Annotated in this window: 9 protein-coding genes; 3 read left to right on the forward strand and 6 right to left on the reverse strand. The window is 55.4% G+C overall.

All coding sequences use genetic code 11. The annotated features are described in order from the left end of the window. Nucleotide 1: 1 nt before the first annotated feature. Genes ASD54_RS24345 through ASD54_RS24355 form a run of 3 tightly spaced genes read right to left on the reverse strand, consistent with a single transcriptional unit; the run spans nucleotide 2 to nucleotide 2,964 of the window. On the reverse strand, nucleotides 2-1,174 hold the full coding sequence (locus tag ASD54_RS24345; RefSeq protein ID WP_062557202.1) for a glycoside hydrolase family 88 protein: 1,173 nt from the start codon (nucleotides 1,172-1,174) through the stop codon (nucleotides 2-4). A gap of 5 nt (nucleotides 1,175-1,179) precedes the next feature. Then, nucleotides 1,180-2,016 carry a carbohydrate ABC transporter permease gene (locus ASD54_RS24350; protein WP_062557167.1) on the reverse strand — a complete coding sequence of 279 codons (837 nt, stop codon included), beginning with the start codon at nucleotides 2,014-2,016 and terminating at the stop codon, nucleotides 1,180-1,182. Between the two features lie 3 nt (nucleotides 2,017-2,019). Then, the gene (locus tag ASD54_RS24355; RefSeq protein ID WP_062557203.1) at nucleotides 2,020-2,964 is read right to left on the reverse strand and encodes a sugar ABC transporter permease; all 945 of its coding nucleotides are present in this window, start codon (nucleotides 2,962-2,964) and stop codon (nucleotides 2,020-2,022) included. 169 nt (nucleotides 2,965-3,133) lie between these two features. Between ASD54_RS24355 and ASD54_RS24360 the strand changes: the two genes are divergently transcribed. Together ASD54_RS24360 and ASD54_RS24365 are read left to right on the forward strand one after the other, a co-directional pair. Then, a complete protein-coding gene (locus ASD54_RS24360; protein WP_062557168.1) occupies nucleotides 3,134-4,918 on the forward strand; it encodes a heparinase II/III family protein in 1,785 nt (594 codons plus the stop codon). 10 nt (nucleotides 4,919-4,928) lie between these two features. Next, nucleotides 4,929-5,741 carry a discoidin domain-containing protein gene (locus tag ASD54_RS24365; protein ID WP_062557169.1) on the forward strand — a complete coding sequence of 271 codons (813 nt, stop codon included), beginning with the start codon at nucleotides 4,929-4,931 and terminating at the stop codon, nucleotides 5,739-5,741. 78 nt (nucleotides 5,742-5,819) lie between these two features. Here ASD54_RS24365 and ASD54_RS24370 read toward each other — a convergent pair whose 3' ends face one another. Beyond that, nucleotides 5,820-6,566, reverse strand: a complete 747-nt coding sequence (locus tag ASD54_RS24370; RefSeq protein ID WP_348272051.1) for a FadR/GntR family transcriptional regulator — start codon at nucleotides 6,564-6,566, stop codon at nucleotides 5,820-5,822. 274 nt (nucleotides 6,567-6,840) lie between these two features. On the opposite strand from ASD54_RS24370, the gene ASD54_RS24375 reads away from it, so the two are divergent. After that, nucleotides 6,841-8,826: an EAL domain-containing protein gene (locus tag ASD54_RS24375; RefSeq protein ID WP_062557171.1), complete on the forward strand. Its 1,986-nt coding sequence runs from the start codon at nucleotides 6,841-6,843 to the stop codon at nucleotides 8,824-8,826. 54 nt (nucleotides 8,827-8,880) lie between these two features. Here the strand turns inward: ASD54_RS24375 and ASD54_RS24380 are convergent, their stop codons facing one another. Next, nucleotides 8,881-11,025 carry a TonB-dependent siderophore receptor gene (locus ASD54_RS24380; RefSeq protein ID WP_062557172.1) on the reverse strand — a complete coding sequence of 715 codons (2,145 nt, stop codon included), beginning with the start codon at nucleotides 11,023-11,025 and terminating at the stop codon, nucleotides 8,881-8,883. Nucleotides 11,026-11,055: 30 nt separating this feature from the next. Further along, nucleotides 11,056-11,247, reverse strand: a 192-nt coding sequence (locus tag ASD54_RS27095; RefSeq protein WP_210170898.1) for a hypothetical protein, incomplete at its 5' end; no start/stop codon positions are given.

Here is an 11,247-nt window from a genome sequence, read left to right on the forward strand (position 1 = left end):
CTCACCAGTAGGAAGACCAGTTGCGCGAAAGACGCGTCAACGCTTCCATGAAATAATAATCGCCCCAGGACACGCACTCATCGACGCCTTCGCCACGGCAGGTGTTGTGCGGGGTCTTTTTTGAATAGGTGCCGTGAAGGACGAGCCCATTGGACTGAGACGGATCCTTGACCGCGTAGTGATCAACCAGGCTCTTCATCATCCGCCGTGCGAGATCGCGGTAGCGAGCCGCATCGTCTGCATCGACAAGTTCGGCCATTTCCAGAAGGCCGCAGGCAACAATGGATGCCGATGAGCTATCGCGCGGTTCTGCATCTCCGTCCGTGAAGATCAGATCCCAATAGGGCACCATGTCAGCCGGTAGACGGTTCAGATAGAATGTCAGCAGACGTTCGAACGCCTCCCTGTATTCCGCAATGGGCTCATAGCGATAAGAGAGGGCCATTCCGGCAATGCCCCAAGCTTGCCCGCGCGCCCAGAAACTATCGTCGCTATAGCCCTGCTTGGTGGCACCCCGCACGGGCTTTCCCGTTTCCGGATCCATATAGAAGGTGTGATAGGTGGAATCGTCCGCTCTGACCGAATTCGCAAGTGTCGTTCTCGCATGCAGCAGCGCAATGTCGCGATATTTCGGATCGCCCGTCTGCTGACTTGCCCAATAGAGAAGCGGCAGGTTAAGCAGGCAATCGATAATATAGCGATATTCCTTTGGATTGCCTTTGCGGCCCCAGGCCTGGATGAACTGGCCGACCGGTTGATAGCGCTCCAGCAATTGGTCTGCGGCCATCAGTGCGGCTCTGCGCCCGTCTTCATCTTTTACCAGCTTCCAAGCGGCAATGCAGGAGGGCGAATAGAGAAACCCCATGTCGTGATGGTCGGTTTCGATCCGGTTCTCGATGCGGTGCAGGAAGCTCTGCACCTGGATCTGCGCCGCATATTGGAACAGCTTGTCGCCTGTATGTTCAAAGGCTAACCAGATTTCGCCCGGCCAGAAACCAGCTGTCCACTGGTCGTTTGCAACAGCCGGATAGATGTTGCCGACACTGGAGTGGTTCTGCGCCTGATAGGTAAACTGCGGCAGATTGCGGCGTACCTGCGCGACGGCAATATCGAGTGCCGCATTGACTTCTTCGTCTTTGATCGGAGCAGGCGAGCCGGTTGCGAGAGCGTTCATGGACATTACCCTTTCAGACCTGACGAAGCGACGCCTTCGACGAAGAAGCGCTGCAGCGACAGGAAGACAATGAGCACCGGTATCAGGGCCACAACTGATGCGGCCATGATCAATCCGTACTCGGCAGAATACTGCGAAATGAACATGCGCAGACCGATCTGGATTGTCTTCAGTTCAGTCTTGGTGAGGTAGATCATCGGCCCAAGGAAGTCGTTCCACGTCGTCACGAAGGTAAAGATCGTCAGGGTGGAGAGCGCGGGCTTGGAAAGCGGCAGCATGATCTTTGCCCAGATCTGGTATTCGTTCATGCCGTCGATACGAGCCGCTTCGCAAAGTTCATCCGGGATAGACATATAGAACTGCCGCATCAAGAATACGCCGAAGGCAGTGAAGGCCTGCAGGCAGATGAGCGCCAGATGCGTGTTGTTCAGACCAAACTCGCGCATCAGCAGGAACTGCGGCACCATATAGACCTGCCATGGCATCGCGATCGTCGCGATGTAGCCGAGAAACAGCGTATTCTTGTAGGGAAAGCGCAGTTTCGCAAAGGCATAGGCGGCAAAACTGGATGTCAGCAATTGCAGCAACGTGACGATGATCGTCAGCTTCGATGTGTTGTAGATGAAGAGCGCAAGCGGGATCTTCGTCCAGATTTCCGTGTAGTTCTCCCAGCGCGGTTGCGAGGGGATCCACTCGATCGGAAACACGAAGACGTCACGGCTGAGCTTCAAGGACGCGGACAGCATCCATGCAAAGGGCAGCAGCATGATGATCGTGATGGCGATGATCGTGACGTAGACGGCGATACGCGAGAAATCGATCCGGCGTTTTGTCTTGCGCATGGCTCAATCCTCCTTCTGACGGCGAAACTGGATGACGGTTACCGCCAGCACCAGGAAGAACAGGACGAGCGCAATCATGCTGGAATAGCCGAGATCCCAGGAAATGAAGGCTTCGTTGTAGATGTGATAGACAAGAACGAGGGTTGATGTACCGGGGCCGCCCTGCGTGATCATGTAAACCTGATCGAACACCTTGAAGGACTGAATGGTGAGCATCACCGTGACGAAGAAGGTGGTCGGCGCCAGTTGCGGCAATGTGACGTGGCGGAACTTCTGCCATGCATTCGCGCCGTCCAGCCCCGCTGCCTCGTAAAGCTCGGAATTGATGCCCTGAAGCCCGGCCAGGTAGATGACCATGTAATAGCCCATACTCTTCCAGACGCCGAAAAGGATGACCGTGACCATGGCCCAGTGGCGGTCAGCGGCCCAGCCCGGCATGTCCTTCGGATCCAGCCCCAGCGTATAGAGAAGCATGTTCACCGGACCCATTTCCGGATTGAAGATCATGTTCCAGACGACTGCAACGGCGACCAGCGATGCGACATAGGGAAAGAACATCGCAGTTCGAAAGAAATCCCGGCCGACGATCTTCTGGTTCAGCAACATTGCGAGACCCAGCGCGCAGGCGAGGGTGAGCGGGACGGAGACGACGGTGTAAACGACCGTGTTCCAGAATGCTGCGATGAACGCACGATCTTCGAACAGCCGCCAGAAATTATCCAGGCCGGCGAACTTGATCGGGTTTGAGCCGTCCCAGTGCATGAAAGCCAGCGCAAACGCGAAAAGGATGGGGCCAAGTGTAAAGACCGCAAAACCCAGAAAGTTTGGGGCAATGAAGGAATACGCAACAAGGGCATTCTCAACGCGACGGCGACGCCGAGACACGACGCGGACCTTTCTGCGGACCCTGACGGGTTTTGCCGCATCGCCAGATATTGCTGGATCCAGACTTGCCACCAGCACTCCTCCCAACTTCCATCAACTTCCCGGCCTCTGCATAGCACACTCGTTGCATTGGTCAAACAACTTTACATAACATCAGACAAATTTGCTGGATGAGCGAAAATAGGTATGATAGGGACATGATCAGTAGCAAGGAGATCAAGCGCGCGTGAGCATGTTCAGTGCATTTGGCAGTCGGCTGCCGGAGTATCTGGCAGACTTTTCCCCGCATCTGTCACTGAGCGGGATCGAAGAGATTGATCCAGAGGTCCGTAGGGTTTTGGAAGTAGCGGGAGACGCCGCATTGACGAAGCCTTGGCCGGAACTGCTGGCCAGCCACTACCGAGACTATGTCTCAAGCGGCAACCGTGCTCGCTTTGAAGACCGCTACTTTGGCCGCCGCCTCAAGCTGAATGATCTTGTGCTTGCAGAATGGGCGTCGGGATCCGGGCGATATCTGGACCAGATCATCGATGGCATCTTCCTCCTCTGTGAAGAGAGCGGCTGGCAATTGCCAGCACACAACGCCTATGTGCGCGGTGGAGCAAGGCTGCCTTTGCCTCGCGCAGACCGTCCCATCATTGATCTCTTCGCAGCCGAAACCGCTGCTAACCTGTGTGTCGTTCGGCATCTTCTGAAACAGCAACTGGACGCCGTCGACCCGGCAATCGGTCTAAGGATCGAAGAGGAAGTCGGTCGTCGTATTCTCACGCCTTACCTGTCAGAGCACTTCTGGTGGATGGGGCATGGCGAAGAGCGCATGAACAACTGGACTGCCTGGATAACGCAGAATGTTCTCCTGTCCGCCTTTCTGCTACCGACCGACCAACGCATTCGACGTTCGGTTGCGCTGAAGGCACTCGGCAGCCTCGACGCCTTCGTCAAGGATTATGCGGATGACGGGGCCTGTGAGGAGGGTGTCGTCTACTATCGTCATGCTGCTTTGTGCATGTTCGGTGCGATGCAAATCCTGCAGCAGGTCGGCGATGGTTTCATCGGCGCGCTGTGGTCAGAGCCGAAAATCCAAAACATGGCGGAGTTCATCCGCCACATGCATGTTTCGAAGAACTACTACATCAACTTTGCAGACTCGTCGGCAGTGGTGCCGCCCTGCGGCACGCGCGAATATCTGTTTGGCAAGGCTGTTGGCTCCAAGGCTTTATGTTCCTTTGCGGCCGCCGATTATCGGTGCGATCCGGACCGTCTGATGCCGCAGGAATGGAACCTCTGGTACCGGCTTCAAGCGGCGGAGACTCACGGTGAGATCATGCGCACGCCCGCGATGACTGTCGTGCATGAAGACGTCTTCCTCCCCGGCATTGGCCTGATGATTGCGCGAGATGGCAGCTATTGTCTTGCTGCAAAAGCAGGTAGCAACGGCGAAAGCCATAACCACAACGATGTCGGCAGCTTTACCGTTTACAAGAATGGCCGTCCCGTTCTGATCGATATCGGCGTCGAGACCTATACCGCCAAGACATTCTCTCCCCGCCGATACGAGATCTGGACCATGCAGTCCGCCTTCCACAATCTGCCGACATTCGGCGATGTGATGCAGCAGGATGGAGAAACCTTCGCGGCAAAACAGGTTGAAGCGGTGTTGGGCCCTGATCAGGCAAGCCTCACCATGGAACTTGCCGAAGCTTATCCGACCGAGGCGCAGTTAAGCCGTTTCACCCGCCGTGTGAGCCTGTTCAAGGGCAGGTTCATCGAACTCGCCGATCGTTACGAATGCGGTCGGACGCCGGTTCTATCTTTGATGACGGAGCAGCGGCCTCTCGTCAGGCGCGGCCTCGTAACCTTGCCTGGCCTTGCGACACTGGAGATCTCGGGCGGCGAAATGCCGACGGTCGAAGAAATCGAGATCGAGGATGCCCGCCTGAGAAAGGCTTGGCCCGCCCGCCTTTATCGAACACTCGTGCCGGTGGTCGGCGCGGAACTGACCATCCGTATCGTCTGAGGAAAACGACATGCACATCACACTCGCGATCATGGATATCAATGGCCGTTCCAAAGCGCAAGCAGGATCGGACGGTGAACTTAATCTCGTCTATCGCGGTGAATATGAGGCCGGCGACTGCATTCGTCTGACCGTTTCAGAGCCCGGTTATCTGCTCCTTGCGTTCGATGCAGCCATCGCTCCATCGCTTCTCTTCATGCGTGAGCGAGAATATTCCTATCCTCTCCCTCTTGGTCAGCAGGGACAAACAATTTCCCCCGTTGCTTTTGCGGGGCAGATTCATCGGCTGTTCGCGCGTGAGGCCTCCCATGAAGAGATCGTGACGAGACGGAATCTTGCGTTCAATCCGCTCGATACTGCCGCCAACAATGCCCTTTACCCGCACGCCTCCGCAAATGTCGAAACACGAGGAGAGGCAGCCTTTGCGGCTAGGAATGCGATCGATGGCGAGAAGGCAAATACTGACCATGGCAAGTGGCCATTCACCAGCTGGGGGATCAATCAGGATCCGCAAGCCGAGCTGACAATCGACTTCGGTCGCGAAGTGAGTATCGATGAATTGAAGCTCTATCTCAGAGCCGATTTTCCCCATGATGCGTGGTGGAAGCAGGCCTCGGTGACCTTCTCCGACGGATCAACCGAGCAGTTGGAGCTTGGAAAATCGGGATCGGCTCAACGTTTTGCCGTGAAGCCACGGCGGATCGAGTGGCTGAAACTGCATGATCTCATCAAGGCCGACGATCCGTCACCGTTTCCCGCATTGACCCAGTTCGAAGCCTGGGGAACTGAGGCTATGCTAGCCCCAATCGAATCGCAGCCGTAAGTTGGGTTCCGCGTTCATTAACCGATCGGTCTCTGGATGACCTCTGTCGGTTCCATTGGAATTGCACAACAGCGGGCGTCAGGGAAAGGAGCGTTCGAGGCCGCGTGCCGCCCGCAACAGGTCTCGGTATCTCAGCTGACTGCCTCTAAGGTGGTTCTGCATTGCCAGTCTGGCGGCTCGATCGTCGGCATCAGATATAGCCAGAACGACAGCTTCGTGTTCCTTGTGGATGAGCCGTCTGTAGGCAGTCTGCTCGTCATTTTGATGTTCTGCAACGACCTTTGATTGCGGGATGGCATGTTGGCCTTGCTGCTCCAGGAACTGCGTGAACAGCGGATTGTTTGTTGCCGCAGCGATTGCAAGATGGAGCGCCAAGTCTGCTTCACGAATCGATCGGCTTTCGTTGATGCAGCGCAAAACCGCCGCATGACAATCGAAAATCAATTCCTCCTGAGCAGGGGATCTGCGCAGTGCCGCAAGCCCTGCCGCCTCGATCTCCAGGGGCGTGCGAACCTCTAGAACTTCCAGATCTGACGCGAGCCGGGCACCATCAAGAGTTTCCGACTTCTGGGGTATGGTGGAACGATCAAGCACGAAGATGCCCGCACCTTGGCGCACATCCACCCAGCCGTCACAGCGCAGGGCAGTAACGGCCTCACGAACGACGGTGCGACTGACACCATGCGTTTCCGTCAATTCAATTTCGCTCGGCAGACGATCGCCCGGAGCATAGTTGCCTGCGAGTATCGCATCTCTCAAGCTTTGCTCAACCTTGGCGACGAGGGAGCCGCTTCCCTTGCGACCGGTCTTCAGTTCCACTGCCACGATTTCCATCCTGCTAGGGTGACCAAATCGCACCACTCCACAAATACGTATGATGAATTCTAGAAAACTTCAAATGAAATCGTCAAAGGTCAGACCAATCTCGCGGCGTTTTGGACGGTTGGTCGGGTGCTAGGATCTATTAAGTACAATCGAGGAATTCAATCTGTGGGGGTAGTGATCCGCAGGTTTGCACTGATCGTTATCTGCGGTTTAACGGAGGGGTGCTAAATATTGAAAGACAAATGCACCACACGACCTACCGAAAAGAGCCCGAATGCTACGTCGATACGCATCGAAAATCATCAGCGAGTTGAAGGTTCCGAACCATAATCCGGTATTGAACGTTTCTCAGTTCGAGGCGCTATCAAAGCAGGTTCCTCTGCTTTACTTCATTCTTCTCGTGAACATGACGTCGCTCGCTCTGACGCATGCGGGTTCTGCACCGTTCTGGATGGTTGTAGGTTTGCCCATTGTCTTTGCGATCCTGTGCGTGCGCCGGGCGGCCCAGTGGATTTCCTATCGAAACAAGGTGATTTCGCCGGACTTCGCCTATCGCAAGCTCCGCTCTACGAATATTCTGGCTGCGCCGATAGCGGTGTTCTGCACCTGGTGGTCGATTTCCCTGCTTCCTTATGGCGATGCTTATCAGAAGGCACACGTTGCCTTCTTCATGGCGATCACCGTGATCGGCATCATCTTTTGCCTTATGCACCTGCGTTCAGCTGCACTCGTTGTGGCGGTCACCGTCAATATTCCGTTCATGGTCGCCATGTTCCTGACAGGAGAGCCGACCTTCATAGCAACCGGTGTGAACGTAGCGCTTGTAACCGGTGCGATGATTGCGATTGTCGTCACTCATTATCGGGATTTCCGACAGCTGAACGAGTCGAGGCTGGTGCTTCTTGAACAGCAAAAGGCTTTGCAGGCGCTCTCGGACGAAAATCTCCGGCTGGCAAATCTGGATAGCTTGACGGAAATACCGAACCGAAGAAATTTCTTCAACGTGCTGACCGAGGTGTTCGGAACGGCCGAACGGAACACGAAACCAATCTGCGTCGGGGTCATCGATCTCGATGGCTTCAAGCCGATCAATGACATGTACGGTCATGCCGCGGGCGATAAGGTCCTCATCGAGGTCGCAAGACGTCTTAAAGAACTCGAGCAGGACGATCTGTCATTCTATCGCCTCGGCGGTGATGAATTCGGCATGATCTGTACAGGAGATTGCAGCGAAGAACGATTGACCCGTCTGGGCGAACAGCTTTGCAGTTCGATTGCGGAGAGAATGCCTGTGGGCGGGAACACGGTGCAGGTGACCGGTTCAATGGGTGTTGCGATCTATCCGGATGTGGGTCGCGACGGGCAGGATCTCTATGAGCGAGCCGATTATGCACTCTACACAGCCAAAAGATATCAGCGCGCAGGTGTCGTGATCTTCAATGCGGCACAGGCTCAATCCCTCGATCGTCAGAAGCAGGTGGAAGAGGCGTTGATGGCGGCCGATCTGGACCGCGAACTGACACTCGAATATCAACCGATCTACAATATCCAGGCACATCATTGCATTGGCTTCGAGGCTTTGGCGCGGTGGAGAAGTCCCGGGCTTGGCCGAGTTTCCCCAGCCGAATTCATACCGATTGCAGAACATACCGGGCGGATCAGTCTCATCACCCGCACTCTGCTTCGCCAGGCACTTGAAGAGGCTAAGTCCTGGCCTGAGAATGCTATCCTATCCTTCAATCTCTCGCCGCTGGATCTTGCGAGCCCTGATAGCATTCTGAAAATCGTCGCACTGGTGGAGCAGTCCAGCTTCGATGCCAAGCGCATCAACTTTGAAATTACGGAGTCTGCTGTCATCCGAGATTTCGAGCAGGCGACCCAGTCAATCACGCTACTGAAACGATTGGGGGCCGGAATTTCTCTTGATGATTTCGGCACAGGCTATTCGAGCCTGAACCATGTTCACAAACTGCCGCTTTCCAAGATCAAGATCGACGGCAGTTTCGTTTCCGAAGTGCATGAGCGACCCGCAAGCGCGAAAATCATCCGGACAATGCTTTCGCTCTGTGGCGAACTCGGTCTCGGAGCCATCGTTGAAGGTGTCGAGAGCGAAGCAGAACTCGAAGTCTTGCGCGAAATGGGCGTTCAATATGTTCAGGGCTTCCACTTCTCTCGCCCGCTGACACCTGATGATGCGCGCACTCTGATCCTCGATGATCACGGTCGGAATGAGACCGTTGCACAACAGAAAACGGCCTGAATTCGCGACCCGCGCGTTGAGCTCGACGGTCATCCCGCCGAGCTCAACGCGATCTTAGAAAGTGGTGCCGACCCGCAGGACCACCGTGCGCGGTTCTCCGTAGAAATTGAAGACCGAGCTGCCGCCGACGCGCTCATAATAGGTCTTGTCGAACACGTTGTTGACCGTCAGGCTTGCGGTGACATGTTCGTTGAACTTGTAGCCCGCCTGAAGATCGAAGACAGCATAGCCGGGTGCCTCAATGCTCGTTGCTCCTCCGGCCGCAGTTCGCGAAACGTTCTTGAATGAGCTGAACATCTTCACGCCGCCGCCGATGAAGAAGCCGTCAAGCGCTGGCGTGCGATCATCAAACGTGTATTTTGTCCACAACTGAACCATGTGCTCGGGTGTGTAGAATTCAGAGCCCGCAGCGCGGTTTGTGTTCTTGAACTCCGTGTCAGTGAACGTGTATGCGGCAGTTGCCTCCCAGCGATCCAGAATGGTTCCGCTTACCTCCAGTTCCAGACCTTGTAATTTGGCTTCTCCGTTCGCCAGATAGTAGCTTAGGTTATTGGGATCAGAAACCGCCCTGTTCTTGTCCGTCAAGTTGAAGTAGGCAAGCGTGGCATTAGCATTCTCAAAAACCTCTGCTTTCAGGCCAACTTCATACTGCTTGCCCGTGCGAGGATCCAGAATGTTGCCGGCAGCATTGGTAACGGATTGAGGCTGAAAAATTTCGGTAAAACTACCATACGCCGTAAGCCAGTTCGTCAGATCGTAAGTGATGCCTGCGTAAGGCGTAAATTCTCCATTTGCGCTTACTTTGCTGTTGCCGGTTTCGCTGTCGAACCAGGTAAAGCGGCCGCCCCCGATCAACGTGAGTTGGTCTGTTGGTTTGATGCGCCACTGACCGTAAACCCCGGCCTGCCTAGTCTCTGTTTCCGATGGCGCGCTTAAGGTGATGCGCGGGCGCGCGATACCGGTATTCCAGTTGTAGAGGCTCTGCGCGCCGCTGATCACGCCTGTCGCAGAGGAGAGCGAATTATCGGAACCGCGATAATCGATGCCGGCTATGATGTTGTTCTCGAGGCCAAAAAGCTCGAAGGGGCGGCTGATATGCGCGTCAAGGGCAAACGAGTCTTCCTGATAGTCGCGCGCCAACCAGCGGGTGCCGCTCGTCACCACACCGGCACTATTGGCAGCGCCAGCAGCGTAGGCATAAAGAAAGTCCACATCTGCGCGGGAGTAAAGTGCGGAAAGCTTGGCGTGACCGCCATCCTCAAACCGATGCTCTACTTCTGCCAGATAGTTGGTTACGCGGTTGTCGAAGTAGTTCCAGTCCGCACCGGTGAATGTGGAGCGATCCAGATTGAGCAGTGTTCCGTCGCTGAGAGTTGGCAGCCCGTTGAACGGCTTTATGCGGCGTTCCTGATGGCTGACTGAGAGCGTCGCAGTGGTATCTTCCGCAATATCGGCCTGTAGCGTACCGTAAATCACGCCCACCTTGTTGAACGTGTCGTCCACAAAACCGTTCTTGGATGACAGTGCGCCCACAAGGCGGCCCCGCAGAGCGCCGCTTTCGACAAGTGGCCCTGTCAGATCACCTTCGATACGCTTGTTGCCATAGGATCCATAGATCGCATCCACGCTGACCCGTGGCACATCCGAGGCTTGCTTCAGACGCATGTTGATTGCGCCGCTTGGTTCTCCGGATCCGCCAAACAGGCCGGATGGCCCACGAAGAATTTCGACGTGATCGACCATGACCATATCTGGCTGTGTGCCGTAGATACTGGAAAGCGGGGTCGGCAGGCCATTGAGGTAGAAGCTGTCAAACTCGAAACCGCGAGAGTAAAGACTGGAGCGCCCCTCGTCATTCGACAGAACCACAACGCCGGGTGTTTCTTTCAGTGCTGTGTCCAGCGATGTATAATTTCCGTCATTCAACCGTTCGCGGGTCAGCACCGTCGTCGATTGAGGTACCTCGCGGAGGGGGCGGGTATCCTTGTCGCCAACACTGATGAGATCCGTCGTATAACTCTCAGTCGTGTCCGTCCGGTACGTCGAACCCTGCACCAGCACCTCAGGCAAAACGACACCGGCCTCTTCAGCCTTCTTTTGCTCCGCCTGCGCAGCGATCGTCGAAAGCGCGGCATAGAAGGTCACCGCAGCCAGTAGCCTACGCGTGGTCGCATTGCGTCCAATTTTCAGATTGGTCATGTTCATCGTCCCCAAGTTGGCAACTGCCCCCTAAACAATAAGTGGAGTTTTTAAATCAACTAATCGTTGATGGGCAAGGGCAGATTCAAATTCTTTCTCCTCCAGACGGAACTGGAGCGGCACAGGGGATCGCATCGGGTGCGGAGGGTGCTGTTTTGGCCTGATTGCTGGTTGTTTTGGCGGCTTGGGTTTTGTTGAATTGGGTGGGTTATTGTGGCTGTA

It is taken from the genome of Rhizobium sp. Root149, assembly GCF_001427345.1.
Classification (GTDB): domain Bacteria; phylum Pseudomonadota; class Alphaproteobacteria; order Rhizobiales; family Rhizobiaceae; genus Neorhizobium; species Neorhizobium rhizoryzae.

Bases quoted from the DNA above. Each gene is read 5' to 3' on its own strand.
- ASD54_RS24345 (WP_062557202.1), bottom strand. From the start codon at position 1,174: ATGAACGCTCTCGCAACCGGCTCGCCTGCTCCGATCAAAGACGAAGAA.
- ASD54_RS24350 (WP_062557167.1), bottom strand. From the start codon at position 2,016: ATGCGCAAGACAAAACGCCGGATCGATTTCTCGCGTATCGCCGTCTAC.
- ASD54_RS24360 (WP_062557168.1), top strand. From the start codon at position 3,134: ATGTTCAGTGCATTTGGCAGTCGGCTGCCGGAGTATCTGGCAGACTTT.
- ASD54_RS24365 (WP_062557169.1), top strand. From the start codon at position 4,929: ATGCACATCACACTCGCGATCATGGATATCAATGGCCGTTCCAAAGCG.
- ASD54_RS24375 (WP_062557171.1), top strand. From the start codon at position 6,841: ATGCTACGTCGATACGCATCGAAAATCATCAGCGAGTTGAAGGTTCCG.
- ASD54_RS24380 (WP_062557172.1), bottom strand. From the start codon at position 11,025: ATGACCAATCTGAAAATTGGACGCAATGCGACCACGCGTAGGCTACTG.